Origin of the sequence: Streptomyces sp. T028 (assembly GCF_048159505.1) — a bacterium.
Lineage (GTDB): Bacteria > Actinomycetota > Actinomycetes > Streptomycetales > Streptomycetaceae > Streptomyces.
The window spans coordinates 33,984-58,233 of record NZ_JBLRVZ010000041.1; the positions used below are offsets into that span (position 1 = coordinate 33,984).

Genomic DNA, 24,250 nt, shown 5'->3' on the forward strand with positions numbered 1-24,250 from the left:
CCTGCCCCGACCCAGGGCTGCCCTTCCCGGCCGCACCCACCGCTCGCCCTCGGCCCAGCGCGTGGTGCGGCCCGTTCGGGGCCTTCATCCCGTCGCGAACCTCCTGTTCAGATACTGCTGTCCGTGCCCGCTGCCCCGGCGGGCGTTCCTCGGTCGGTACGGCGGCGTCTGCGTATGGATCGGGCGACCGCGCCCGTCGCCCCGGCCAGGCAGAGGCCTGCCACGACCAGAGGAATGATCGCGAACCAAGGTGTCTCCCAGAGACCGCCCGCGTCACCTGCGTAGATGACACCCGCGAGGGTGAAGAACGCGCCCGCGACCAGCCTGCCGGGCTGGAACTCATGACGCAGCACGGGTCACCTCCGCCTGTCCCATCCCGACCTGCAGGTCGAGGTCGAGTGTCCCGGCGTCCTTGGTGCCCGACAGCGGCGACAGCGTCACCGTCCTGTGCTTGCCCGGCTCCACGTCCACGTCCTCCTTGCTCTCGCCGGGCAGCTGGATGTCGCCCAGCCCGACGTCGATGTTCAGCTTCACCGTCACGTTCGGAGGCACGATCACCCGCAGCCGGCCCATCCCCACCTCCGCATTGGTGCTCACCGTCCGGCCCTTGGCCACGTCCAGCTCGGACAGGTCCAGCTTCGCGTCACCGGTGCCCAGGTCGTAGGCCTCCTGCACGTCCGTCACCGCCGTGGGCCGCCAGGTCCTGTCGATCCAGTGCGTGGTCACGTCCTTGGGCAGGACCGCCGAACCCGCCAGCAGACCGGCGGTGACGACCGCCAGGAACACCGAGCCCGCGCCCGTGCGCCCCAGGAACGAGCTGACCGCGATGCCCGCGCCGAGCACGATCAGCGCGGCGGCCAGACCGGCCTGCAGGCTGGTGCCGAGCGGGTGTTCGTCCCAGGTGAGCCGGGTGACCAGGCCGCCGGCGAGTAGGGCCAGCAGGAACACCCAGCCGCCCGTCCAGCGGGGGCCGCGCGGAGCGGGGGAGCGGCCGGGCCGGCCCCGTATGTCCTCGCGGTCGCCCGCGTGGCCGATGAGGCTGACATTGATGGCCGCCGTGATGTCCCGCTCCCGAGGGTCCCGGGGACCCCACAGGTAGCCCGTGCCGCCGACATGCGTGCCGTCCTTGACGATGGGGTCGCGCCACCAGGAGGGGTAGGACGCCGGGACCGGCGGTGCCTGGGCCTCCGGCGGGGCGTCGGCGACCGCCTGTGCCGCCAGCGGGTCGGGGTCGGAGGAACCACGGTGCCGCGACCAGTACCCGGCTCCCGCGAGAAGTAGCGACAGGACGACGGCGAAGGTCAGCACACCGCCGTTGTTCAGCATCGACAGGAAGACCCCGCAGCCGACGAGCGCGAACAGCACGCCCACGAGGGCCTGGCCGTCGACCCGGCCGGTCAGCAGCTTGCGCACCTCGTTCTGCTCGTCGTCGGAGTACGGGACGAAGAGCCACGCGAACCCGTAGAAGATGAGGCCGATGCCGCCGGTCGCGGAGAGCACGGCGAGCGTGATCCGGAAGATCACCGGGTCCATGTCGTAGTGCCGGCCCAGCCCCGCACAGACCCCGGCGAGCATCTTGTACCGCCGGTCGCGCCGGAACCTGGTGGGCCGCTCGACGCCCTCGGCACCTCCGCCCGCGGCTGCCGCGGCCGTCGCCGCGCCGATCGCCGCCTCCGCGGCCGTGAGGGCCTCGTCGGCCCGCCGGTCCTCCACCGGCCCCTCGGTCATTCCGCGCGCTCCCTGTTCTCCGTGTGCGGGCGCGCCCGCACGCCCGTGCGCGCGAGGCTTCTCACCTGCGGCGCTCTGGGCACCGGTGGACGGGGCGGCCGCGTCGGGCGCGGTGCCCCCGTCGGGCACGGCGTCCGCGGCGTGCTGGTGATTTTCCATGTGTCCATGGTGGCGGGCCCGCGGCCCCGGCGGCAGTCGGAACGACCCTGGTCGGACCCTGATATCGGCCCTGACACAGGGCCCGGGAGGCGTTCGACCTGCGAGGGGGCCGAAGATCAGGGGCGTCTCGGGGGCGAACCCTGATGCCCTGGCCCGCACGCTGTGTGACCATCGTTGGCATGCCGGAAGCCGCAGCAGCGCCACTCGTCGAACCGCGGCCTCAGCGCAAGCTCTACCGCAGCAGCGACGGACGCTGGCTGGGTGGCGTGGCGCGGGGGCTCGCCGGGCATCTCGGGCTGCCCGTCGTGTGGGTGCGGCTCGTCTTCATCGGCCTGTTCATGGCGGACGGCCTAGGCGCCCTGCTCTACGCGGCCTTCTGGTTCTTCGTCCCGCTGGGTGTCGGCGGCGTCGGCGACCAGAAACCGCCCTCTCTCGTCGCCACCGAGACCGCGCCCGACGGTCGTCGTAGAATCGTCCCCCGCAGACCGGACCGGGGCCAGATCGTCGCCCTGCTCCTCATGGTCGTCGTCGCCCTGGTCTTCGTCAGCAATGTGAACCTTGGCAGCGGTGCCAAGGCGTATCTCCTGCCCGCCGTGCTGGTCGGCGCGGGTGTCGCCCTCGTCTGGCGCCAGGCGGACAACGCCCGCCGGGCCCGCTGGGTCGAGGTGGGGCGCAGACGCCGCACGCTCACGCTGCTGCGCGCCGGCGCCGGCGTCCTCCTCGTCACGGCCGGTGTCTCGGGCATCTTCGTCCTACAGGGCTCGGCCGCCCACCTCGGCTCGGTCCTGCAGGCGGCGCTCGCCGTCCTCGTCGGGATCACCCTGCTCGCAGGCCCCTACCTGGTCCGGATGACCCAGGACCTCTCCGAGGAGCGTCTGATGCGCATCCGGGCCCAGGAGCGCGCCGAGGTCGCCGCCCATGTCCACGACTCCGTGCTGCACACCCTGACCCTGATCCAGCGCAACGCGGAGAACGCGAACGAGGTGCGCCGTCTCGCCCGAGCCCAGGAGCGGGACCTGCGCACCTGGCTCTACAAACCCGAGGGCACCGGCAAGGACGAGGAGGACGAGCCGACGACGGTCGCCGACGCGGTCCGGCGCAACGCGGCGGAGGTCGAGGACAAGCACGGCGTCCCCATAGAGGTCGTGGTCGTGGGCGACTGCCCGCTCGACGAGCGGGTCGGCGCGCAGATGCAGGCCGCGCGCGAGGCGATGGTGAACGCCGCGAAGTACGGTGGCGAGGGGGGTGCCGTGCAGGTGTACGCCGAAGTCGAGGGCAGGACGGTCTTCGTGTCCGTCCGGGACCGTGGCCCCGGCTTCGACCTGGACTCGATACCCGCCGACCGCATGGGCGTCAGAGAATCGATCATCGGCCGTATGGAGCGCAACGGCGGTACGGCCCGGCTGCGGGCGGTGCCGGGCGGCGGCACGGAGGTCGAGCTGGAGATGGAGAGGGCGGAGAAGACGTGATGAGCGACCCGACCGAGAAGAGCGCGGCTGCGGGGGCGGGGGAGGGCGCCGGGTCGGCGCAGACCTCCGGCGAGGGCACGGGCGGGCGGCGCGTGCGGGTGGTCCTGGTCGACGACCACCGTATGTTCCGTACGGGTGTGCAGGCCGAGATCGGCCAGACCGAGCAGACGGGCGTCGAGGTCGTCGGCGAGGCGGCGGACGTCGACCAGGCGGTCACCGTCATCACCGCGACCCGGCCCGAGGTGGTCCTTCTCGACGTCCATCTGCCGGGCGGCGGCGGGGTCGAAGTGCTGCGCCGCTGCGCCGCGTTGATGGCCGACACCGAGCAGCCGGTGCGTTTCCTCGCGTTGTCCGTCTCGGACGCGGCGGAGGACGTGATCGGGGTGATCCGTGGGGGTGCTCGCGGTTACGTCACCAAGACGATCACCGGTACCGATCTGGTCGACTCCGTCTTCCGGGTGCAGGAGGGCGACGCGGTCTTCTCGCCGCGCCTCGCCGGGTTCGTCCTGGACGCCTTCGCCTCCACCGATGCCCCTCCGGTCGACGAGGACCTCGACCGGCTCACCCAGCGCGAGCGCGAGGTGCTGCGCCTCATCGCCCGCGGCTATGCGTACAAGGAGATCGCCAAGCAGCTGTTCATCTCGGTGAAGACGGTCGAGTCCCATGTCTCGGCGGTGCTCCGCAAGCTCCAGTTGTCGAACCGTCATGAGCTGACGCGTTGGGCGACGGCACGACGTCTGGTGTGACCCACCGCGGCCTCGCCCATGTCCGGAGGCCCTCGGCTCACACCACCCGGGTCGCCCCGGCGAAGGGCATCTCGTCGATGGGCGCGATGCGTACCGGGGCCGAGGGGTTGGGGGCGTGGATCATCTGGCCGTTGCCGATGTAGAGGCCTACGTGGGTGATGCCGGAGTAGAAGAACACCAGGTCGCCGGGGCGGAGTTCGGAGCGGGAGACGCGTTGGCCGGCGCCGATCTGGGCGTAGGTCGTGCGGGGCAGGGAGACCCCGGCGGAGCGGTAGGCGGCCAGGACGAGGCCCGAGCAGTCGAAGGCGTCGGGGCCGGTGGCGCCCCAGACGTAGGGGCTGCCGAGCTTGGAGTGGGCGAAGGAGACGGCTGCGGCCGCCCGGGAGTTGGGGGCGGAGGCGGTGGTGGTGCCGGGCGCCTGGAGGGGGTCGCGGGAGCCGGAGGAGGCTCGTGAGGCGCGCTCGGTCGTTCCGGTGCCGCCGCCCGTGTCCGCTGCGATCCGGGCCCTTTCCGCCGCTGTCAGCCGGGCGAGGAGGCCGCGGGCCGTGGTGAGTTTGTCGGTGATGGTCTTCTTGTGTTTCTTCAGCTCCGTCTTGCGGGCCTTGAGGGAGGACAGTTCGAGGCGGGCGGCGCCGCGCAACTGCTCGATCTCACGGAGCTGGTGGCGGACGCGGGCGACGGCGGCGGACTGTCGGTCGCCGGCGCGTTCGGCGAAGGCGGCGCCGTCGAGGTACTGGTCGGGGTCGTCGGAAAGGGCCAGTTGCACGGCGGGGTCGAGGCCGCCGCTGCGGTACTGCGCAGCCGCCATCGTGCCCAGCGCCTCCCGTGCCGAGTTGAGCTGCTCCTCCTTGCGGGCCGCCTCGTCCCGCAGGGTCCGAAGGTGCCGCTGGGCGGCGGTGGCCTTCTCCTGCGCGCCGTTGTACTGCTCGGTGGCCGCCTCCGCCTCCTGGTACAGCCTGTCCACCTTGGCCTTGACCTGAGCGGTGGTCAGCTGGGGCTCGGCCTGTCCGGTGCCGTCGAAGGCCGTGGCGGTCGCCGCGCCTGCGAGGGCGAGGGTGAACGCCGTACGGGCCGTCTGGCCGCCGAGCGAGCGCTGTCGGGGCTTGCGGTGCGCTGCCACGTGGGACTGCACGTCCTTTCGTACGACCGCCTCGGCCGTGGGGTCCTCCGACCGTCGTCGGCCGGACCGGTGGCTGTCAGGAGCTCCATCGGCCGTCGGGGGAGCGGACGGACGACCGAGGGAGCGGCTGACGTGTCCGACGGCGGCCCGCACAGGGGGAGCGGGACGCCGCCGGACCTTCTCGGCGGTGGTGGCCGACTGCCGCCCCTGGCCTGGGCGGCGGTGGGGAGCCGGTCACCTGGGGGAGGACGCTAGGCCCGTCTGTGTCGGGTTGGTAACGCGATGTACGGAAAAGGCCTGAGCAGACCGCCGCGTGATCGTTTCTGTCCGGGCGTCCGGGGTGGGGGCGTCGGGTTCGCGCGGTGCGGTGATCGATGCGGCGGTTCCAGGACACCTCGGTGCGGGGGGATGCTATGGGGCGCATCAATACAGGCCCGGTCACATGGGGAGGGCCGGTGTCGGGTGGCGTGTGCCGGGCTGATTAGCATCCGGCCTCATGGACGTACTCATCCATCTCTTCGTCGGCCTGCACATCATCGGCATCGCCGCGCTCCTGGGCGGCTTCCTCACGCAGATGAAGGCCATGGGCCAGGGCACGGCCCGTTTCGTCCCCGCGATGCTGCACGGCGCGGCGACCATGCTGCTCACCGGCGTGATCCTGGTCGGCCTCAACCAGGCCGACGACCAGCCCGTCAACAACATCAAGATCGGGGTGAAGCTGGCGCTGCTCGTCGTGATCCTCGGCCTGGTCTATGTGAAGCGGGACGACGAGAAGGTGGAGAAGCCCCTGTTCGGCCTGGTCGGGCTGCTGACCGTGGCGAACATCTTCATCGCGGTCCTCTGGACGTGACGGACCCCGCGGACCCGGCCCACCCGGCGAACCCGGCGCGCAGGGCCGCCACGGCGACCGCCAGCCACACCGCCACCGCCACCCACAACAACACCTCCCCGGGCCCCTTCAGGCCCGGGAGGTCGGTGGCGGTGGCGACGGACTGCATCGCCACCGCCGTCATCCCCATTGGAAACACAGTCGCCCATCGCCGCATGTCGTAGCGCAGCCGTGGCCGGAGCAGCTCGGCGGCGAGCAGGACGACGTACCAGCACAGGGCGAGCACGAGCAGGGCGTTGGTCATCCCGCGCAGGACGCCCCGGTCGTCGGCGTTCCACAGGTACAGCCCGTGATCGGCGTCGATGAGCCTCGCCCCCGCGAGCGCCGAGACGGCGAGCGCCCCGCCGGCGACCCACTGGTCCCCGGCGCCCTCGGTCACCTGCCGCCAGTCGAACAGGGCGAACATGACCGCGTAGAGCACCAGGCCGAGCCAGAACAGCACGAGCGCGGTGTGCGCCGGCCAGGCGAGCGTCTCCGCCTTCCCCAGGGTCGCGCCCAGCACCGCGAGCGCCTGGGTGGCCACACAGCAAAGGAACACGTCCCCGGGCATCCGGCGGGCCTGATGGCTCATGACATGCCGTACGACATGCCGTACGACAGCCGTCATCAGCACTGGCCACAGCAGGGCGGACAGGGCCAGCAGCGCCCAGGCCCAGTTCTGCCGGCCGAGCTCCGAGACGCCCGTGCCGAGCACGGCCGTGGCGGCCACGGCCGTCAGCCCGCCCGGCGTGCCATCCTCCGCCAGCCGGCGCCGGCGCTCCCGCAGCAGCCGTACGACGAAGTCCGCGGCCAGCATCACCCAGGCTGTGCCGGCCAGCGCCAGCGTGGCATGGGAGAGCACCTCGTGTCCCGCCAGGCGCAGTCCGACCGACAGGATGCCGGTGGCCAGAACGGCGGCCCCGGCCGCCGGCGGACGCCGCGCCCACCAGGCGCGCGGGGAGGAGGTGCCGGGCATGAAGCCGATGCTAGGGATGCGAAGCGGCTCACGCGGCGGCACACGCGCGTAGAGGCAAAAAACGGCCTACGCGCGCGTGCCTGTACCCAAACGTGCCTCAGGCCGGGCGGACCACGCTGTGGATGCCCGACTCGCCGTCATAGTAGATGGACTCCTCGCGGACGTACGCGCCCGGCTTCGGGGCGTGGATCATCATGCCGTTGCCGATGTAGATGCCGACGTGGCTGACGTCGTCGTAGAAGAAGACCAGGTCACCGGGCTGGGCGTCGGCGAGGGAGACGGTGGTGCCCGCGTTCACCTGGTCGTAGGTGGTGCGCGGGAGGGAGACTCCGGCGGCCTTCCAGGCGGCCTGGGTCAGACCGGAGCAGTCGTAGGAGTCGGGGCCGGTGGCGCCCCAGACGTACGGCTTGCCGATCTGTGCGCGGGCGAAGGCGAGCGCCTTCTCGGCCTTGGTGGCGTACGAGGAGTCCGTGGACGAGGACGACGAGGATGACGAGGACGAGGAGGAGTCGGACGACCCGGAGGAGGACGTGCCGGCGTCCTGCTGGGCGGCCTGTTCCGCCGCCTGCTGCTGGGCCAGCTCGGCCGCCTTGCGCGCGGCCTCCTCCTGCTTCTGCTTCTCGATGGCCGCCAGCCGCGCCTTCTCCTCGGCCGTCAGCTGCGCCAGCAGCTCGCGGGCATCGCCGAGTTTCTTCTGGACGGTGGCCTTGGCGGTCTTCAGGTCGCTCTGGGCGTCGGTGAGCGTCGCGAGGCTCTCGGCGGCCTCCTGCCGCTTCTTCATCGTCGCCGACTGCTCGGTGACGTAGTCGTCGACCGCGCCCTTCTGACGGTCGGTCATCCGACCCATCAGCTGCGTCTGGTCGAAGTAGTCCTGCGGGGAGTCCGCCAGCAGGAAGGTCGCCGTGTCGGGCGCGGAGGCACCGGTGCGGTACTGGGCGGCGGCGAAGGAACCGAGCTCCTCCCGCGCCTCGTTGAGCTTCTGGGTGCGCTTCGCGACGTCATCGAGGAGACCGTCGACCCGCTTGCGCTGCTTGGTCGTCTTCTCCTTGGCGGCGTTGTACTTCTCGGTCGCCGACTCCGCCTGGCGGTAGAGGTCGTCGACCTTCTTCTCGACCTCCTCCAGGCTCGGCTTGCCGTCGTCGGCCGGGGCGGCGTTAGCCGTCTGGGAGAGCAGGGCCACGGACGTGAGGGCGGCGGTGGCCAGGGCGGGCGTGCGTATGCCTGCCACGCGGGTGCCCGAAAAGCGCGGCTTGCGGTGCTGCGACGCCAAGAGAGGCGACTCCTTCCATCGTCCGCCTACCGGGTTAGCTGTCGGGTTCGGGCGGATGGTTCGGAAGGGCGCCCTACGGCCGCCTCCCGTCGGGAGTCGGGCCGATTCACCCCGGGGTCTCGGTGGGTCCCCGGCTCCGGCTGCCGCGCAGGGGGCACACCGGACTCGGCGGAGGCCGTACGGCCCGGCGAGGTTCGCCGGTGGGGATCCGCGTGGCCTGCCCGGCACGGTAGCCAACTCGTGTGGCCCCTGTGAAGGTTGATGGGCGATATGCCCGATACATTTTTGTTATCTTGCGCAAAGCCGAGACATGGGATCACGTGCTGTGATAGCGCCGCCTCGGAAGGTGAGGAGCGGAGATGTTCGGGGGACGGCCCCGCGTTGTCAGTGGGGCGCCCTAGACTCGGAGAGCGATGAGCAGCCTCTTTGACGACAGCTTCCTGGCGAACCTCCAGGCCCCCGCCGGCCATGAGGAGGAACCCCCGCCGCCGCCCGAGGACGATCACGTTCCGGAGCCGCTTCCGGACGATCTGTTCGGCGGGAAGTTCGACGCGCCCCCGGACCGGGACGTGTACTACCGCGACGGCGCCGCCCGCCCCGCGCTCGACGCGGCCGCCCTCCTGGAGGGACTCAACGACAACCAGCGCGCGGCCGTCGTCCACGCCGGCACCCCTCTGCTCATCGTCGCCGGCGCCGGCTCCGGCAAGACCCGTGTGCTCACCCACCGCATCGCCCACCTCCTCGCCGAGCGCAACGTGCATGCGGGCCAGATCCTCGCGATCACCTTCACCAACAAGGCCGCGGGCGAGATGAAGGAGCGCGTCGAGCAGCTCGTCGGCCCGCGCGCGAACGCGATGTGGGTGATGACCTTCCACAGCGCGTGCGTGCGCATCCTGCGCCGCGAGAGCAAGAAGCTCGGCTTCACGTCGTCGTTCTCGATCTACGACGCAGCCGACTCCAAGCGGCTCATGGCCCTGGTCTGCCGTGATCTTGACCTCGACCCCAAGCGCTTCCCGCCGAAGTCCTTCAGCGCCAAGATCAGCAACCTGAAGAACGAGCTGATCGACGAGGAGGACTTCGCCGCCCAGGCCGGCGACGGCTTCGAGAAGACCCTCGCCCAGGCCTACGCGATGTACCAGTCGCGGCTGCGCGAGGCCAACGCCCTCGACTTCGACGACCTGATCATGACGACGGTCAACCTGCTGCGCGCCTTCCCCGATGTGGCCGAGCACTACCGCCGCCGCTTCCGTCATGTGCTCGTCGACGAGTACCAGGACACCAACCACGCCCAGTACGCCCTGGTCAGGGAGCTGGTCGGCACCTCCGAGCACCCGGTCGACGTACCCCCCGGCGAGTACGACGTCCCGCCCGCAGAGCTCTGCGTCGTCGGTGACGCCGACCAGTCGATCTACGCCTTCCGGGGCGCGACGATCCGCAACATCCTCCAGTTCGAGGAGGACTACCCGGACGCGACGACGATCCTGTTGGAGCAGAACTACCGCTCCACGCAGACGATCCTCTCCGCCGCCAACGCGGTCATCGAGCGCAACGAGTCCCGCCGCCCCAAGAACCTGTGGACCAACGCGGGCGCGGGTGCGCGCATCACCGGCTATGTCGCCGACACCGAGCACGACGAGGCACAGTTCGTCGCCGACGAGATAGACCGCCTCACCGACGCGGGCGACGCCAAGGCCGGCGACGTCGCGGTCTTCTACCGCACCAACGCCCAGTCCCGTGTCTTCGAAGAGGTCTTCATCCGCGTCGGCCTGCCCTACAAGGTCGTCGGCGGCGTCCGCTTCTACGAGCGCAAGGAGGTCCGGGACGTCCTGGCCTACCTGCGTGTCCTCGCCAACCCGGAGGACTCGGTCCCGCTGCGCCGCATCCTCAACGTGCCCAAGCGCGGCATCGGCGAGCGCGCCGAGGCGATGATCGACGCCCTGTCCCAGCGGGAGAAGATCAGCTTCCCGCAGGCGCTCAAGCGCGTCGACGAGGCCTACGGCATGGCCGCGCGGTCGACCAACGCCGTGAAGCGGTTCAACGTGCTGATGGAGGAGCTCCGGACGATCGTCGAGTCCGGCGCGGGCCCCGCGACCGTCCTGGAGGCGGTGCTCGAACGCACCGGCTACCTCGCCGAGTTGCAGGCCTCAACCGACCCGCAGGACGAGACCCGTATCGAGAACCTCCAGGAACTCGCCGCCGTGGCCCTGGAGTTCGAGCAGGAGCAGGCCGAGGGTGAGGGCGCGGCCACCGGCGGTCTCGCCGACTTCCTGGAGCGGGTCGCGCTCGTCGCCGACTCCGACCAGATCCCCGACGAGGACGAGGACGGCTCCGGCGTCATCACTCTGATGACCCTGCACACCGCCAAGGGCCTGGAGTTCCCGGTCGTCTTCCTCACCGGCATGGAGGACGGCGTGTTCCCGCACATGCGCGCCCTCGGCCAGACCAAGGAGCTGGAGGAGGAGCGCCGCCTGGCCTACGTCGGCATCACGCGCGCGCGTGAGCGGCTCTACCTCACGCGGTCCTCGCTGCGCAGCGCCTGGGGGCAGCCGTCGTACAACCCGCCGTCGCGGTTCCTGGAGGAGATCCCGGCGACTCATGTGGACTGGAAGCGGACGGGGGCGACCGCGCCCGTGTCCTCCGGTCCGGTGTCCGGGGTGGCGGCCTCCCTGTCCTCGACGCGCTCGCGCTCCACGGCCGCCGGTGCCTCCGGGTTCGCGACACGCCGGGGCGCGGCGGAGAAGCCGGTGGTGGCCCTGGCCGTCGGCGACCGTGTCACCCACGACCAGTTCGGACTCGGCACGGTCGTCGGCGTGAAGGGCACGGGCGCGAACGCGGAGGCGACGATCGACTTCGGCGACAGCAAGCCCAAGCGGCTGCTGCTGCGGTACGCGCCGGTCGAGAAGCTGTAAGGCAGCCGCAGCTCAGATGGGCATGAGTGAGCCCCCGCTTCCACAGCGGGGGCTCACACCAAGGCGACGGGGGCTCTACGTCGGGTCGAGCCCGTGGCTGCGCAGCCACGGCAGCGGGTCTATGGCCGAACCGCCGGCCGGCCGGACCTCGAAGTGCAGGTGCGGGCCGGTGGAGTTGCCGGAATTCCCGGAGTACGCGATCGGGTCGCCGGCCTTCACCGTCGTACCGGAGGCGACACGGTAGCTGGAGAGGTGGCAGTACCAGGTCTCCGTGCCGTCCTTCGCCGTCACGATCATCATGTTGCCGTAGGCGCTGTTCCACTGCGTCCGTACGGTGCCATCGGTCGCCGCCATAACGGTCGTGCCGTAGGAGACCGGGAAGTCGATGCCGGTGTGCTGGGACATCCAGTTGACGCCGGCCTGGCCGAAGTAGGCGCTCAGCCCGCGCGCGGCGACCGGGAGGGCGTACTTCGGGCGCAGCCGCTCCTTGCGGGCCGCCTCCGCTGCCGCCTTCTTCTTCTCGGCTTCCTGCTGCGCCTTGAGGTCGATGCGCTCCTGCGTCCGGCTGGCCCGGTCGGCGAAGTCGTCGGCCTCGGCGCTGAGGGTCTCGAGCTGGGAGTCCAGCTTGTTGTTGGCGGCCGATGGCTTCACCGCCTGCGCGTCCGAGGCGGAGGCCGTGGTGTCCTTGTCGTCCCCGCCGGTCAGCGTGCCGACGGAGGCGGCGGCGATTCCGGCGACCCCCATCACGCAGGCCGAGGGCACGGCCACGGTCAGCAGCGCGGAGCGCCTCGCGGGCGTACGGCGGCGGGAACGGCTCGCGTTACGGGCGGCAGCGCGGGTGGCAGGCGCCGGCACGGTCTCCTCCTGTTCGTCCAGGAGGGGCTGCTCGGACACGGCGGGCAGCTCGCCGGTGGCGGACAACTCGCCGCCGTCCGGGGCCTGTTCGTCGTATCCGGCCGACTGCTCGTACTCGTCGGAGGCGGTGCCGGAGGTCGGGGTGGTCCCGGCCTCGCCGCTGTCGGAGTTCCACTGCGTGGCGTCGTAGGCGCCGGTGTCGAAGGTCTGGGTACCCCATTCCCAGTGCTGGGTCTGGTCGGCGGGGTTACCGGACTGGTCCGGCTGCAGCCAGGCGTTCGCGTCCCAGTGGCCGCTGGTGTCGGACACGGAGGTCTGCGGCGGGATGAGCGGGAGCTGCTGGTGCCCGGTCGTCCAGCTGGTCGTGTCGTACGCGCCCGAGTCGTAGGCGGCATGGTGCTGGGCCGCGTACGGGTCGTAGTTCAGGGTGTGGTGGCCACCCGTGTCGTGGAGCTGGTGGCTACCGGTGCCGGCCGTCGTCGGGTGGCCGCCGGTGGTCCACTGCCCGGTGCCGTAGGCGCTGTCGAAGCTGCCCGTGCCGGTGCTCGTGGCGTCGCCGGGGAGGCTGCCGAAGAGGGGGTCGGCCGTGAAGTGCCCGGAGTGGTGGGTGCCGGTGTCGTAGCCGTTGTACGAGGTGAAGCCGTCGTACTGGGCTTCCTGGGTGCCGTACGACGCGTAGGGCGTGGAGTCGGCGTCGGAAGCCGGAGCCGGGGGGGTCATGGTCCCCGACGGGTGACGGTCGTTCACCAACTTCTCTCTCGCCTCGACAACAGGGGCTGCCAGAGCAGTGCGGCGACTGTACCCGGCGGTATGCGGGCACGACAATCTTCCGCAGGTTTCGTGCTCGCAGGAAAGGGGCAATCGGCCGTGTTTCGGGGGACGGCGGGCGCGGGTTTGGCCCTATGTTCGAAGAGTGTTCGAGGGGAAGGGGTCTCGAACGGCCGTCGAGCGCTGTCGAAAAGTTGTCCGGGCGGTGTCGAGGCGTGGGGCGGCGGGGTGTGAGGCCGCCGTCAGGCCACTGTCAGGCCGCCGGTGCGGGCCTCGGCCGTGGTCGTCTCCGGGGTGTCGAGAGCCTGTCGTATGCCGGTCGCGACCGCCGGGTGGACGGGCAGGGCGAGATGGCCGATCCCCGTCACCCGGACGTTCTGCGCCAGCAGGTCGGGGTGGTCGATCCGGGCCGTCTCCAGCGGGTCCATCAGATGGTCGAGGTCGCTCCAGAAGCTGACGAACCGCGTACGGCAGCCGGGTGCGGGCCGGGACAGCTCCTCGATGACCTCCGAGCCGGGGCGCATCTGGCGCACGATCGGGTGCGCGTTCGCCAGCGGCACCACCTTGGTGCCGGAGTGCGGGGTGCCGAGCGTGACCAGCGTGCGGACCCGGACGTCACCGCCCAGCCGCTGCACGTAGTAGCGGGCGATCAGGCCGCCCAGGCTGTGCCCGACGACGTCGACCCGGGTGCTGCCGGTGCGCGCGCATATCTCCTCTATGTGCCGCCCGAGCAGCTCGGCCGCGGTGCGGATGTCGCAGGTCAGGGGGGAGTAGTTCAGCGACTCCACGCGATGCCTGCCGTGCTGGGCGAGGCTGCGGCGCAGCAGGACGAAGACCGAGCGGTTGTCGATGAAACCGTGGAGCAGGATGACCGGGAGCGGGGCCTGTGTGGGCAGCTGGGTGGGGCACTCGGTGCCATTTTCGTTCGGCCCGCTGTTTTCCGCAGACGGGAGCGCGGCTGGGCGGCGCTCCTGGGCGATGCCGGAGGGGTAGAGCAGGAGATGGCCGGCGAGGATCGCGAGGTCCAGGACAGTGGCCTTCAGCAGGGCGGTGGAGAGTCCGGCCAGCCTGCCGGGGATGTTCGGAAGGTTCCCAAGGTCCGGCAGCAGACGCCGGTAGAGCGGTAGAAAGGGCTGCAGCACCCTGGTGACCTGCATCGCCGACCTCCTGTCGGCACACGCCGAGGACGTCTCTGTCCCCCGTGTGCCCTCGTGGGAGGCGCGGCGGAGGAGATCGGCTGCCGGGCGGGCGGAGGGGGCCTTGGCCCCGGGCTCCCGTCACGCTTGCACCGATGCGCCGTACCGCCGCGGCGCGCGGCCTGCGGCGCGGCGGTACGGCGACCTCGTTTGCGGCTCCCGTTACTGTCCCATTGTGTGATTTCCCCGCTGGTCCACGCCACGAAACGGCCGGTTGCGGGATGCTGGCGATAACGTTCGTTCACTTCCCCGGGTGTGTGGCACGGGGTGTCCGGGCCGTCGAGAGCGGGCGAAGCCGCTTCAGGGAGGCAGTCATGGGTGTGGCATCCGGTCCGATCCGGGTGGTGGTGGCCAAGCCGGGACTCGACGGCCACGACCGCGGCGCCAAGGTGATCGCCCGGGCGCTGCGCGACGCAGGCATGGAGGTCATCTACACCGGGCTCCACCAGACCCCGGAGCAGATCGTCGACACGGCGATCCAGGAGGACGCCGACGCGATCGGGCTGTCCATCCTGTCCGGGGCGCACAACACGCTCTTCGCCGCGGTGATCGAACTGCTCCGGGAACGGGACGCGGCCGACATCCTGGTCTTCGGCGGGGGGATCATCCCCGACGCGGACATCGCGCCGCTGAAGGAGAAGGGGGTCGCGGAGATCTTCACCCCCGGGGCGACCACGGCGTCGATCGTGGAGTGGGTCCGGGAGCACGTGGGATAGCCGACGGGGACGTGAACGCTCCGCTGGAGGTGCCGTGATATGGCGTCTTTCGTCTGCGGCGGCGTCGTGGCTGGTCGCGCAGTTCCCCGCGCCCCTTTGCGCAGTTCCCCGCGCCCCTTTGGGGCGCTGCCTAGGGGGTCTGGCCTTCGCCAAGTTCCTGGGCCATCACCGCTCTCAGGCGCAGGGTCGTGCCCAGGCGCTGGAACGCCTCCGCCCAGTAGCCTCCGGCGCCGGGTGACGCGTCCTCCGGTTCGTCGGGGACGGCCAGGAGGGCGTCCAGCCGGGAGGCCTCCGACGGGTCCAGGCAGCGTTCGGCGAGACCCATCACGCCGCTGAAGCTCCAGGGGTAACTCCCCGCGTCCCGTGCGATGTTGAGGGCGTCGACCACCGCCCCGCCGAGCGGGGCGGCCCAGGGCACCGCGCACACGCCGAGCAGCTGGAACGCCTCCGACAGCCCGTGGACCGCGATGAACCCGGCGACCCATTCCGCCCGTTCGCCCGCCGGCAGGGTGCTCAGCAGCTTCGCCCGCTCGGCCAGGGAGACCGCGCCCGGTCCGCCCGCCCCGGGCGCGGACGGCGGTCCGAGCAGCGCCCGCGACCAGGCCGCGTCCCGCTGCCGTACGGCGGCCCGGCACCAGGCCGCGTGCAGCTCGCCCAGCCAGTCGTCGGCCACCGGGAGCGCGACGATCTGTTCCGGTGTACGTCCGCCCAGTCGCGCCGGCCAGGCGCCGAGCGGGGCAGCCTCCACCAACTGGCCGAGCCACCACGACCGTTCACCCCGGCCGGCCGGGGCTTTGGGGGCGACTCCGTCGCGCTCCATGTCCGCGTCGCACTCGTGCGGCGCCTCCACGGTGAGGGTCGGAGTGTCGTAGCCATGGTCAACGGCCACGCACGCGGCGGCCCGGACCGCCATCCGCGCGGCGAGCGCCGAACCCGGCAGCGCGGACAGCAACTCGGCTGCCGTCGCCCGCACATTGCGGCTGCGGTCGGCCAACGCGGCCTCCAGGAACGGCTCGTCCCGCTCGCCCAGGCCGGTGCGCAGCGAGTCGAGGAACATCAGGCGGTCCTCCGCGCGCTCCGTCGGCCAGGTCGACTCCAGCAGCGCGCGGGCCGCGTGGGGGGCGCGCCGGCGCAGGGACGCCAGGAGGGCGACGCGCTCGGCGAACAGGCCCTCCTGCCAGAGCTTCTCGATCCGCCCGGTCTCCTCCGGGCGCGGCAGCGAGGCGTCCCCGCCCGGCGCGGCGCGCAGCGCGAACCGCCACTCCGGGTTCAGCCGGGCGAGCCACAGGGCGCGCGGGCCCGCGAACCGCAGCGCCGCCGGACGCAGGTCCGTGCGCCCGCGTGCCGCGTCGAGCAGCCTGGGCAGGGCCTCCGGGGGCGGGGCGAAGCCGCGCGCGTTCGCCGCCGCCAGCCACTGCGGCAGCAGCTCCATGAGGTCCGGTGCCGTGCCCCTGCGGCCGGCTCCGCCGGTGCCGGGGCGGTCGGCGAGCAGCAACGCGAGTCTGCGGGCCGCGGGCGTGGGCAGCGTGGGGCGCGGGTCGGCGGGGGCCGGTTCCGGGCGTGGTGCGGCCCGGCCAGGTCGCAGCCCGGCCCGGCGCCGTACGGTCTCGGCGGCCGCCGCGTCCAGCAGGGCGGACGGCGCCGCCCGGCCGGGGGCGGCCCCGGGTGGTGTATGGCGGTCCGTGCCCAGGAGAGCCGCGGTGACCAGGTCGTCCCAGGTGGGGGCGGTGGCCGCGGGTGCCTGGGCGGCAGCCGTGAGCGTGGGGACGGGAGCGGGTGGAGTGGCGGTCGGTTCGGTGGTCGTGGGTGCTGGGGTGGGTGTCGTGGGCGCGGGAAGGGAGGGAGTGGTGGGTGGGGTGGGAGTCGTCGGCGTCGGGAGGGACGGCGTGGCGGTCGGGTCGGTGGTCGCGGGTGTCGGGGTGGGAGTCGTCGGTGTCGGGGCGGACGGCGTGGGGTTCGTGGCTGTGGGTGTGGTGGGCATGGGTGTCCCCTCCGGCTCGGTCACAGGCGGACCGCCTCTCCCGGGTGGGTCGGCCAGGCGGTCAGGGGGGTGAAGCCCCGGTGGCCGCACTCGCCGAACACCTTGACGGGGGCGCCGCCCGAGAGGGCGACCAGGCGCCACAGGCCGGGGCGGGACGTGGCGGTGGGGGTGAGGGGCAGGGCCGTGTCGCCGTCGGCGTCGGCCAGTTGCCAGAAGGTGCCGTCCGGGGTCGGTATGACGTTGTCCAGGGTCACCGGGACGGACTCCTGCCAGGGGTCGTCGCGCAGCGACTCGCCGTAGCGGGCGGCCGCCTGAGCCGTCGTCAGGCCCGGTGGGCGGGCCGTGGTCGGTGCGGGGGGCGCGAACTGTTCGCCCAGGGCCGCCCGCTGTCGCCCGGCACCCGGGTAGGCGGACAGCTCCGCGTCCAGGGCCAGGCCGACCGGAAGGGCGAGGTCGGGGGCGCGGCCGGCGGCGCCGTAGGACAGGACGAGGGCGGTGCGGCCCGAGGCGGCGCCGTGGAGCCAGATGCGGCGGGTCGTCAGTTTCGGGTCCGGCGTGTCGGTCTGGGCGAGAACCAGCCAGTGGTCGCGCAGCGGCGGTCCGGCCGGCCGGGCGGTCAGGCCGACGCGGGAGCGGACCGTGGCCGCCAGGGCGTCCGGGAGCCGTTCGCGGTGCAGCCAGCCCTGGTCGAGGAGGTGGAGCAGGGCGCACTCCTCCAGCAGCCGCACCGGCCAGTCGGCGCCGGAACCCGGGATCGCCCCCAACTCCCGGACCCGTGCCGCCAGTCCGGGGGCCTGGGCGTCGACCATGCGGGCCGCCGTCTCCTCCCACAGCCCGGGGCCCGACCCCTCGGCCGTGGCGAGACCGGAGCGCAGGAGGTCGGCCAGGCGCTGCTCCAGCTCCGTCGCGCCCGCGGTGATCCGCTCGGCGCGCCGCTCCGCCCTCCGGCGCGCCGCCTCCGGATCGGCCGCGCCGGAACCGGGACCCGCCGAGGCCGCCTCCCCTTTCCCCCGTGCGCGCCCGCGCCGGCGCGCGATCCACTTCTCGGCCCAGTCCGGCGCCGGCCCCGTCGCAGCCTCCTCCTCCCCGGCCGACCAGAGCAGCAGCAGCCCGAGCGCGTGCTTGCACGGGGACTTGCGGCTCGGGCAGGTGCAGTCGTACGCCGCGCCACGGGCGGTGGCAGTGGCCGCGGTGTCGACGACCGTGCGGTACGACGCGCCGTCGCCGCTGCACACCCCCCACACCGTCCCCTCCCGCGAACTGCCCGTCCCCGACCAGGCGCCGGCCGCGCCGAGTTTGCTCCCCGCTTTGCGTGACGCGGAGTCAGGCGCCAGTGCCAGCACCTGGTCCGCGGTCCAGCGCACCTCCTGCTGAGTCATGCCATCGAAGGTAGATCCCCCCACTGACAATCGGCCCCGCGAGCGCCCGCCGCATCTCCGATCCGAGACGTTTCCGCAGGTCGGAACGCATTGTCAGTGGGATGGTGCACGGTGGACACCAGACCCGAACCGGCCAAGCTGGAGGGGACCTCAGCCATGTCCGTGTCCGTAGACCCGACGTTCGTGAAACCCGGTCAGACCCAGCCCGCGCAGGCGTTGCGGCCGCATGCCGAACACGCCTTCGCCGAAGAACTCGCCGCGCTCGCCGCCCAGGACGACCGCCCCCGCCCGGCCCGCTGGAGGCTGTCGCCGTGGGCCGTCGCCACCTACCTCCTCGGCGGCACCCTGCCCGACGGCACGGCGATCACACCGAAATACGTGGGCCCGCGCCGCATCGTCGAGGTGGCTGTCAGCACCCTCGCCACCGACCGCGCCCTGCTCCTGCTCGGCGTGCCCGGAACCGCCAAGACGTGGGTCTCCGAACACCTGGCCGCGGCGGTCAGCGGTGACTCGACCCTGCTGGTGCAGGGCACGGCCGGCACCCCGGAGGAGGCGATTCGCTACGGCTGGAACTACGCGCAACTGCTGACGCACGGCCCGAGCCCGGACGCCCTCGTCCCCAGCCCGGTCATGCGCGCCATGGCGGAGGGGACGACGGTCCGCGTCGAGGAATTGACTCGCGTCCCGGCCGACGTTCAGGACACACTCATCACCATCCTGTCGGAGAAGACGCTGCCGATACCTGAACTGGGGCAGGAGGTTCAGGCGGTCCGCGGCTTCAACCTGATCGCCACTGCCAACGATCGGGACCGCGGGGTCAACGAACTGTCCAGCGCTCTGCGCCGCCGCTTCAACACGGTGGTGCTGCCGCTGCCCGCGAATGTCGACGCCGAAGTCGACATCGTGGCGCGGCGTGTCGACCAGATCGGCCGCTCCCTCGAGCTGCCGGCCGTGCCGCACGGGGTCGACGAGATCCGCCGTGTGGTGACCGTCTTCCGCGAACTGCGCGACGGCATCACCGCCGACGGCCGCACCAAGCTGAAGTCTCCCACCGGCACGTTGTCCACGGCCGAAGCCATCTCCGTCGTCACCAGCGGTCTCGCCCTGGCCGCGCACTTCGGCGACGGCGTGCTGAGGCCCGGCGACCTCGCCGCGGGAATCCTCGGCGCGGTCGTCCGCGATCCGGTCGCAGACCGGGTCGTCTGGCAGGAGTACCTGGAGACGGTGCTCCGCGAACGCGACGGCTGGACCGACTTCTACCGCGCCTGCAGGGAGGTGAGTGCGTGAACCGGAACGACAAGGACTCGAGATGGCCGTGACCGAGACCGGCACCGAAGGGGGGTGAGCACATGAACCACATGAAGCACATGAACCACATGAACGAGGACAAGGACTCGCGCTGGCCGCGCGCGTGAGCGGGTGAGCGCGTGAGGACGTACGCGGGAACACGGACGGGATGACGGGGGAAGCGATGACGGGGATCCACGAGAGCGGCCGGTCGGCCGGTGACGTGCGCCGGCCGCTGCTGCTCGGCGTGCGGCATCACGGACCCGGGTCGGCACGGGCGGTGCGGGCGGCGCTGGAGGCCGCCCGGCCCCGGGCCGTGCTGATCGAAGGGCCGCCCGAGGCCGACACACTGATTCCCCTCGCCGCCGGGCAGGACATGCGGCCGCCGGTCGCGCTGCTCGCCCACGCCGTCGACGAGCCGGGCCGCTCCGCGTTCTGGCCGATGGCCGAGTTCTCCCCGGAGTGGGTGGCACTGCGCTGGGCGCTGGAGCGGCGCGTTCCGGCCCGCTTCATCGACCTCCCCGCCACCCACACCCTGGCCTGGGACGGCCGGGCGGACACGGAGGAAGGACAGGCCCCCGAGGGACAGGCTCCCGAGGGACAGGCCGCAGAGCGACAGAGCGGCGAGGCGGGCGAGGGAGTACGGATCGATCCGCTCGGCGCGCTCGCCGAGGCCGCGGGGTACGACGACGCCGAACGCTGGTGGGAGGACGTCGTCGAGCACCGGGGCGTGGGTGGGCAGGATCCGCTCGCACCCTTCGCCGCCGTCGAGGAGGCCATGACGGCGGTGCGGGAGACGTACGAGGGCGCGGAGGGCCACCGGGATCTCGTGCGGGAGGCGTACATGCGGCTCCAGGTGCGGGCGGCGCAGAGGGAGTTCGGGGACGGCGCGGTGGCCGTGGTGTGCGGGGCCTGGCATGTGCCGGCCCTGCGCCGCAAGGCCGCCGTCGCCGACGACCGGGCCCTGCTGAAAGGGCTCGCGAAGGTCAGGGCCGATCTGACCTGGGTGCCGTGGACCCATCGCAGGCTGGCACGGGAGGGGGGATACGGGGCGGGGATCGACTCACCCGGCTGGTACGCGCATCTGTTCGGTGCGCCGGACCGGCCGATCGAGCGATGGCTGACCAGGGTGGCCGGGCTGCTCCGCGCGGAGGACCGGATCGTGTCCTCGGCGCATGTCATCGAGGCGGTCCGGCTCGCCGAGACGCTCGCCGCACTGCGCGGCCGGCCGCTGCCCGGCCTGAGTGAGACCACCGACGCGGTACGGGCCGTGCTGTGTGACGGGTCGGACATACCGCTGGCGCTGGTGCGGGACCGGCTGGTGGTCGGGGACGTGCTGGGGCAGGTGCCGGCCGGTGCGCCGGCGGTGCCCCTGCAGCGAGACCTCGACCGGGAGCAGCGTCGGCTGCGGCTCAGACCGGAGGCGGCGGAGCGGGAGACGGAGCTCGATCTGCGCAAGGAGACCGACGCCGGACGCAGCAGACTGCTGCACCGGCTGCGGCTGCTGGGCGTGGAATGGGGAGAACCCGTCGTCTCGCGGGGCGGCACGGGAACCTTCCGGGAGACCTGGCGGCTGCGCTGGGAGCCGGAACTGTCCGTGCGGGTCGCCGAGGCCGGGGTGTGGGGGACGACCGTACGCGCGGCGGCGACCGCGAAGACGGAGGCGGACGCCGTCACCACGAGAGGCCTCGCCGAGGTGACCGCGCTCGCCGAGCGCTGCCTGCTGGCCGGCCTGCCGGACGCGCTGCCCACCGTGATGCGGGTCCTCACCGACCGGGCGGCCCTTGACACGGACGTCGGCCATCTCGCCCAGGCGCTGCCCGCACTGGTCCGCTCCCTGCGCTACGGCGATGTGCGCGGCACCGACACCGGCGCCCTGACGGAGGTCGCCGTGGGCCTCGCCGAACGGATCTTCGTCGGCCTGCCCCCGGCCTGCACCGGCCTGGACGCGGACGCGGCGGAGGAGATGCGGCGCCATGTGGACGCGGTGCACGGGGCGGTGGGGTTGCTGGAGGAGACGGTGGCACTGCGGAGGGACGCAGAGCACACACCCTTGACGGGGGACGGCCCGCTCGCGGGTCACGGTGAGCTGCGGGCGCGCTGGCGGGGAGTGCTGCGGGGGCTGTCCGGACGGGACCGGGTCGTGGGCGTCGTACGGGGGCGCGTGGTGCGGCTGTTGCTGGACGACGGGGAGGTGGGACAGGAGGAGGCGGCCCGGCTCATGGGGCTCGCGCTGTCGCCGGGGACGCCGCCCGGGGACGCGGCCGCGTGGATCGAGGGCTTCGTCGGTGGCGGATCCGGGGGAGGGCTGCTGCTCGTGCACGACGAGCGGCTGCTGGGACTGGTCGACGGATGGCTCACGAGGGTGCCGGCGGAGGCGTTCACGGATGTGCTGCCGTTGCTGCGGCGGACGTTCTCGGCGTATGAGCCGGGGGTGCGCAGAACGCTCGGCGAGCTGGTGCGGCGGGGGCCGGGGGAGCGGGCGAGTACGGCGGGGCCGGGGGCGGGAGTGCCCGGGTTCGCGCCCGAGTCCGACGCCGAGCGGGCCGATGCGGTGCTGCCGGTGGTGCGGCTGCTGCTGGGGCTGGACGGCGACTTCGGCGGTCCCGGCGATTCTGCCGACGCCGGTGATGCCCCTGGCCCAGGGGGTCAGGGCAATAACCTTGCGGGGGTGGGCAGATGACGGTCGTCGAGGGGAACGATCCGGCTCAGGAGCGGTTGCGGCGTTGGCGGCTGGTGCTGGGTGGGGACGCGGCGGACGGTACCGGGCAGGAGCTGTCCGGGCGGGACGCCGCGATGGACGGGGCGCTCACCGCGCTCTACGGGAAGGGGGAGAGACCGGCTGCGGGACGGGACCGTTCGGCGGGGCTCGGGGCGTCGGCGCCGTCCGTGGCGCGATGGCTCGGGGACATCCGGACGTACTTCCCCACCTCCGTCGTCCAGGTGATGCAGCGTGACGCCATCGACCGGCTGGGGCTGTCGGCGCTGCTGCTGGAGCCGGAGATGCTCGAGGCGGTCGAGGCGGACGTGCACCTCGTCGGCACGCTGCTCTCGCTCAGCAAGGCGATGCCGGAGACGGTGAAGGAGACGGCACGGGCCGTCGTGCGCAAGGTGGTCGAGGACCTGGAGAAGCGGCTCGCCACGCGTACCCGCGCCACTCTCACCGGCGCCCTCGACCGCAGTGCCCGCGTTCACCGGCCCCGTCATCACGACATCGACTGGAACCGCACGATCGCCGCCAACCTGAAGCACTACCTGCCCGAGCACGGGACGGTCGTGCCGGAGCGGCTGGTCGGGCACGGTCGGGCGGCGCGGTCCGTGAAGAAGGAGGTCGTCCTCTGCGTCGACCAGTCGGGGTCGATGGCGGCCTCGGTCGTCCACGCCTCCGTCTTCGGGGCGGTGCTCGCCTCCATGCGGTCGATCGACACCCGGCTCGTCGTGTTCGACACCTCGGTCGTCGATCTCACCGACCAACTGGCCGACCCCGTCGACGTCCTCTTCGGCACACAGCTCGGTGGCGGTACGGACATCAACCGGGCGCTCGCGTACTGCCAGTCGCACATCACCAGGCCCGCCGAGACGGTCGTCGTGCTCATCAGCGATCTCTACGAGGGCGGCATACGCCACGAGATGCTGAAGCGGGTCGAGGCGATGAAGGGGGCGGGGGTGCAGTTCGTGGCGCTGCTGGCGCTGTCGGACGAGGGGGCTCCGGCCTACGACCATGAGCACGCGGCGGCGCTCGCGGCGCTGGGCGTACCGGCGTTCGCCTGCACACCGGACCTGTTCCCGGAGGTGATGGCGGCGGCGATCGAGAGGCGTCCGCTTCCCGTGCCGGACGCACAAAAAGGACATGGATGACATGACTACCCATCGGTAACAGGGGGGTTGCGCCACCACGGGAGTCGCGTGCAAGGATCGACGGCACGTTCCCTCGCACGGGAGGATCCTCCCTTCTTGACCTCACCCACCGTTCTGCCCGCTGCCGCTCTGCGCGTTCTGTGCGTCCTGCGCGAGGCGGCCGGGCGGCGTGCGCTGCAACTGGCGCTGTTGGTGGGTGGGTTGCTCGCCCTCGGCTTCCTGTGTGGGGGGCAGGCGCAGGCGGCGGAGGGGACGACGGCGTCCGTGAAGGACGTAACGGCAGCCCTTTCGGAGGCGGCTCCGACCTCGGGTCCGGTTCCGGCTGTGCACACCGACCGTGTCCTGCAGCCTCTTCGTGAGGTCGTGACGGCGGTGACCGAGAAGGTGGCGGAGGCCACCGCGGAACTGCCCGTCTCGTCGTTGCCGAATCTGCCGAATCTGCCGGATCTGCCGGACGTTTCCGAGCCGCCCTCGCTTCCGGTGCAGACCCTTCCCGTGCCCGTCGTCCAGACGCCTGCGCCGGACTCCCCGGTGACCTCGTCGCCCGACGGGGACCGGTTCCGGCACGCTTCCCCGGAGCACAAGGCGGCCGACGCGGCCACGGTGTCGTACGGACCCGTGGTTCCCGTCCCCGTCCCCGCCCTCGGAGATGCGGCCGGCGTGCGCGCGGCCTCGCACAACCCGGTGCACATCGGCGCCGGTCACGCCCCCGCGCACCGCGCGCCGGGCGGTGTGCCCAGCGGTCTGCTGGGCGGTGCGTCCACTCTCGACGGCGGGGCGTCGCGGCACGGCGACGCGCATGCCGTGACGGTGTCCCACCGGATGCCGGTGCCGCTGGTGTCCGGCGGTGCCGTGCGGTCGGACGCGGACGGAACCCGGGACGGGCACCGGGACATTCCGGTCTTCCCCGGCTAGGACCGGGCAGCCCCTTCCCCCGTTGCAGACCTGCCGCGCGGGGGTGGAAC

The 24,250-nt window shown here is 72.4% G+C and carries 18 protein-coding genes and 1 riboswitch; of the genes, 9 read left to right on the plus strand and 9 right to left on the minus strand.

The window, feature by feature from the left end; genetic code table 11:
• Positions 1-107: 107 nt before the first annotated feature.
• Both ACLZN2_RS35645 and ACLZN2_RS35650 read right to left on the minus strand, forming a co-directional pair.
• A complete protein-coding gene (locus ACLZN2_RS35645) occupies positions 108-353 on the minus strand; it encodes a hypothetical protein (protein ID WP_416983632.1) in 246 nt (81 codons plus the stop codon).
• On the minus strand, positions 340-1,887 hold the full coding sequence (locus ACLZN2_RS35650) for a PspC domain-containing protein (protein ID WP_416983633.1): 1,548 nt from the start codon (positions 1,885-1,887) through the stop codon (positions 340-342). The genes ACLZN2_RS35645 and ACLZN2_RS35650 overlap by 14 nt, the downstream gene beginning before the upstream one ends.
• 179 nt (positions 1,888-2,066) lie before the next feature.
• Here ACLZN2_RS35650 and ACLZN2_RS35655 point away from each other — a divergent pair, with 179 nt between their 5' ends.
• Positions 2,067-3,356: a PspC domain-containing protein gene (locus ACLZN2_RS35655; protein ID WP_416983634.1), complete on the plus strand. Its 1,290-nt coding sequence runs from the start codon at positions 2,067-2,069 to the stop codon at positions 3,354-3,356.
• The gene (locus tag ACLZN2_RS35660; RefSeq protein ID WP_416983635.1) at positions 3,356-4,102 is read left to right on the plus strand and encodes a LuxR C-terminal-related transcriptional regulator; all 747 of its coding nucleotides are present in this window, start codon (positions 3,356-3,358) and stop codon (positions 4,100-4,102) included. The genes ACLZN2_RS35655 and ACLZN2_RS35660 overlap by 1 nt, the downstream gene beginning before the upstream one ends.
• Positions 4,103-4,139: 37 nt before the next feature.
• On the opposite strand, the gene ACLZN2_RS35665 is transcribed toward ACLZN2_RS35660, so the two are convergent.
• Positions 4,140-5,222: an NlpC/P60 family protein gene (locus tag ACLZN2_RS35665; protein ID WP_416983636.1), complete on the minus strand. Its 1,083-nt coding sequence runs from the start codon at positions 5,220-5,222 to the stop codon at positions 4,140-4,142.
• Between the two features lie 496 nt (positions 5,223-5,718).
• Between ACLZN2_RS35665 and ACLZN2_RS35670 the strand changes: the two genes are divergently transcribed.
• Positions 5,719-6,072 (plus strand): hypothetical protein, encoded by a 354-nt coding sequence (locus ACLZN2_RS35670; protein WP_416983637.1) that lies wholly within the window; start codon positions 5,719-5,721, stop codon positions 6,070-6,072.
• Here ACLZN2_RS35670 and ACLZN2_RS35675 read toward each other — a convergent pair.
• On the minus strand, positions 6,050-7,066 hold the full coding sequence (locus tag ACLZN2_RS35675; protein ID WP_416983638.1) for a tellurite resistance/C4-dicarboxylate transporter family protein: 1,017 nt from the start codon (positions 7,064-7,066) through the stop codon (positions 6,050-6,052). The genes ACLZN2_RS35670 and ACLZN2_RS35675 overlap by 23 nt on opposite strands.
• 97 nt (positions 7,067-7,163) lie before the next feature.
• On the minus strand, positions 7,164-8,336 hold the full coding sequence (locus ACLZN2_RS35680) for an NlpC/P60 family protein (protein WP_416983639.1): 1,173 nt from the start codon (positions 8,334-8,336) through the stop codon (positions 7,164-7,166).
• 7 nt (positions 8,337-8,343) lie between these two features.
• Positions 8,344-8,517: riboswitch (cyclic di-AMP (ydaO/yuaA leader) on the minus strand.
• Positions 8,518-8,749: 232 nt separating this feature from the next.
• On the opposite strand from ACLZN2_RS35680, the gene pcrA reads away from it, so the two are divergent.
• A complete protein-coding gene (gene pcrA, locus ACLZN2_RS35685; protein ID WP_416983640.1) occupies positions 8,750-11,245 on the plus strand; it encodes a DNA helicase PcrA in 2,496 nt (831 codons plus the stop codon).
• Positions 11,246-11,320: 75 nt separating this feature from the next.
• Here the strand turns inward: pcrA and ACLZN2_RS35690 are convergent, their stop codons facing one another.
• Both ACLZN2_RS35690 and ACLZN2_RS35695 read right to left on the minus strand, forming a co-directional pair.
• A complete protein-coding gene (locus tag ACLZN2_RS35690) occupies positions 11,321-12,820 on the minus strand; it encodes a M23 family metallopeptidase (protein WP_416983641.1) in 1,500 nt (499 codons plus the stop codon).
• Between the two features lie 290 nt (positions 12,821-13,110).
• Positions 13,111-14,025, minus strand: a complete 915-nt coding sequence (locus ACLZN2_RS35695; protein WP_416983642.1) for an esterase/lipase family protein — start codon at positions 14,023-14,025, stop codon at positions 13,111-13,113.
• Positions 14,026-14,378: 353 nt separating this feature from the next.
• Here ACLZN2_RS35695 and ACLZN2_RS35700 point away from each other — a divergent pair, with 353 nt between their 5' ends.
• Entirely contained in the window at positions 14,379-14,780 is a 402-nt protein-coding gene (locus ACLZN2_RS35700) for a cobalamin B12-binding domain-containing protein (RefSeq protein ID WP_416983643.1), read from the plus strand.
• A gap of 130 nt (positions 14,781-14,910) precedes the next feature.
• Here the strand turns inward: ACLZN2_RS35700 and ACLZN2_RS35705 are convergent, their stop codons facing one another.
• Positions 14,911-16,761, minus strand: a complete 1,851-nt coding sequence (locus tag ACLZN2_RS35705; RefSeq protein ID WP_416983644.1) for a DUF5691 domain-containing protein — start codon at positions 16,759-16,761, stop codon at positions 14,911-14,913.
• A 20-nt stretch (positions 16,762-16,781) separates the two neighbouring features.
• Positions 16,782-18,140 (minus strand): SWIM zinc finger family protein, encoded by a 1,359-nt coding sequence (locus ACLZN2_RS35710; protein ID WP_416983646.1) that lies wholly within the window; start codon positions 18,138-18,140, stop codon positions 16,782-16,784.
• A 156-nt stretch (positions 18,141-18,296) separates the two neighbouring features.
• Between ACLZN2_RS35710 and ACLZN2_RS35715 the strand changes: the two genes are divergently transcribed.
• The 4 genes from ACLZN2_RS35715 (at position 18,297) to ACLZN2_RS35730 (ending at position 24,200) form a co-directional block, all read left to right on the plus strand.
• Positions 18,297-19,427, plus strand: coding sequence for an ATP-binding protein (locus ACLZN2_RS35715; protein WP_416983647.1), 1,131 nt, complete (start codon positions 18,297-18,299; stop codon positions 19,425-19,427).
• A 184-nt stretch (positions 19,428-19,611) separates the two neighbouring features.
• Complete coding sequence (locus ACLZN2_RS35720; RefSeq protein WP_416983648.1) at positions 19,612-22,110, plus strand: DUF5682 family protein; 2,499 nt, start codon at positions 19,612-19,614, stop codon at positions 22,108-22,110.
• A complete protein-coding gene (locus tag ACLZN2_RS35725; RefSeq protein WP_416983649.1) occupies positions 22,107-23,285 on the plus strand; it encodes a VWA domain-containing protein in 1,179 nt (392 codons plus the stop codon). The genes ACLZN2_RS35720 and ACLZN2_RS35725 overlap by 4 nt, the downstream gene beginning before the upstream one ends.
• 96 nt (positions 23,286-23,381) lie before the next feature.
• A complete protein-coding gene (locus ACLZN2_RS35730) occupies positions 23,382-24,200 on the plus strand; it encodes a hypothetical protein (RefSeq protein ID WP_416983650.1) in 819 nt (272 codons plus the stop codon).
• The last annotated feature ends 50 nt before the right edge of the window (positions 24,201-24,250 follow it).

What these genes read in the sequence shown, in the direction of transcription:
- ACLZN2_RS35650 (WP_416983633.1), bottom strand. Translation starts at nt 1,887, where the DNA reads ATGGAAAATCACCAGCACGCCGCGGACGCCGTGCCCGACGGGGGCACC.
- ACLZN2_RS35655 (WP_416983634.1), top strand. Translation starts at nt 2,067, where the DNA reads ATGCCGGAAGCCGCAGCAGCGCCACTCGTCGAACCGCGGCCTCAGCGC.
- ACLZN2_RS35660 (WP_416983635.1), top strand. Translation starts at nt 3,356, where the DNA reads ATGAGCGACCCGACCGAGAAGAGCGCGGCTGCGGGGGCGGGGGAGGGC.
- ACLZN2_RS35670 (WP_416983637.1), top strand. Translation starts at nt 5,719, where the DNA reads ATGGACGTACTCATCCATCTCTTCGTCGGCCTGCACATCATCGGCATC.
- ACLZN2_RS35675 (WP_416983638.1), bottom strand. Translation starts at nt 7,066, where the DNA reads ATGCCCGGCACCTCCTCCCCGCGCGCCTGGTGGGCGCGGCGTCCGCCG.
- pcrA (WP_416983640.1), top strand. Translation starts at nt 8,750, where the DNA reads ATGAGCAGCCTCTTTGACGACAGCTTCCTGGCGAACCTCCAGGCCCCC.
- ACLZN2_RS35690 (WP_416983641.1), bottom strand. Translation starts at nt 12,820, where the DNA reads ATGACCCCCCCGGCTCCGGCTTCCGACGCCGACTCCACGCCCTACGCG.
- ACLZN2_RS35695 (WP_416983642.1), bottom strand. Translation starts at nt 14,025, where the DNA reads ATGCAGGTCACCAGGGTGCTGCAGCCCTTTCTACCGCTCTACCGGCGT.
- ACLZN2_RS35700 (WP_416983643.1), top strand. Translation starts at nt 14,379, where the DNA reads ATGGGTGTGGCATCCGGTCCGATCCGGGTGGTGGTGGCCAAGCCGGGA.
- ACLZN2_RS35705 (WP_416983644.1), bottom strand. Translation starts at nt 16,761, where the DNA reads ATGCCCACCACACCCACAGCCACGAACCCCACGCCGTCCGCCCCGACA.
- ACLZN2_RS35710 (WP_416983646.1), bottom strand. Translation starts at nt 18,140, where the DNA reads ATGACTCAGCAGGAGGTGCGCTGGACCGCGGACCAGGTGCTGGCACTG.
- ACLZN2_RS35715 (WP_416983647.1), top strand. Translation starts at nt 18,297, where the DNA reads ATGTCCGTGTCCGTAGACCCGACGTTCGTGAAACCCGGTCAGACCCAG.
- ACLZN2_RS35720 (WP_416983648.1), top strand. Translation starts at nt 19,612, where the DNA reads ATGACGGGGATCCACGAGAGCGGCCGGTCGGCCGGTGACGTGCGCCGG.
- ACLZN2_RS35725 (WP_416983649.1), top strand. Translation starts at nt 22,107, where the DNA reads ATGACGGTCGTCGAGGGGAACGATCCGGCTCAGGAGCGGTTGCGGCGT.